The organism is Salinisphaera sp. G21_0 (assembly GCF_017744115.1).
In the GTDB taxonomy this organism is placed as follows: Bacteria; Pseudomonadota; Gammaproteobacteria; order Pseudomonadales; family Endozoicomonadaceae; genus Endozoicomonas.
Genome location: NZ_JAGHQW010000200.1, coordinates 1 through 865 on the forward strand (window position 1 = coordinate 1; position 865 = coordinate 865).

Annotated in this window: 1 pseudogene; it reads right to left on the minus strand. The window is 50.6% G+C overall.

The window, feature by feature from the left end:
• Window positions 1–865: pseudogene (locus J7439_RS25640) on the minus strand (hypothetical protein); the annotation flags it as partial.

Consider the following 865-nt stretch of genomic DNA (forward strand, 5'->3'; position numbering starts at 1 on the left):
CCCCCCCCCGATGCCGGCGTATGAACCATAACCCGAGGTTGTGACATGGCTGTTCACCGCCGTGGTGTTGGCAACCGTTCCTCTAACGTCCCCCCCCCCGATGCCAGCGTAATTTTGATTACCATTGGTGAAAATATGAACATCTTTCGCCCGGATATTACTGACTGTGCCAGTAACATCAACAACACAGGCTGCTAACCCGGTCGTCTTCTGGGAATTTATATTGGCACAAGTAAAGTGAAGGTCACGGATGCTGCCTTCCAGAGTGTCAACAAAACAGTCAGACAGGCCGCTGATGGTACGACCCTGCCCATCGTACTCCCCGGTGAATGGATGGGAATCATTGCCAATGGATTGATAGTCTTTAGTGACAACAATATCCGCTTTCTGTTGATAGGTACCGTCCAGTCGATATTTGGGATGTCGACCAATCTTGCCCAGGGTTTCTGCATCATTAATATCTATAATATCTATGGGTGTTGATGCTGTAGCGGCATTTACCTGGCAAACCGATAAATCCAACGCAACCAGAAATTCTGTTCGCGAAGAGCAACTGGCTGTTAACACCCGTGGGTCTGCTTTTTGGCAAAGAAGCTGATCATTGGAGATAGATCCAAAATTCTTTTCATTGCCATTGACAAAGCTGTTCACCGCCTTGGTGTCGGCAACCGTTCCTCCGTAAACCTCCTCCACCACCCCCCCGATTGAACCTCTACCCTCGGTTGTGACATTGCTGTTCACCGCCATGGTGTTGACAACCTTTCCTCTGGAAACCCGCCCCCCCCCGATGCCGGCGTATACATCATCACCCGAGGATGTGACATGGCTGTTCACCGCCGTGGTGTTGACAACCGTTCCTCCATAG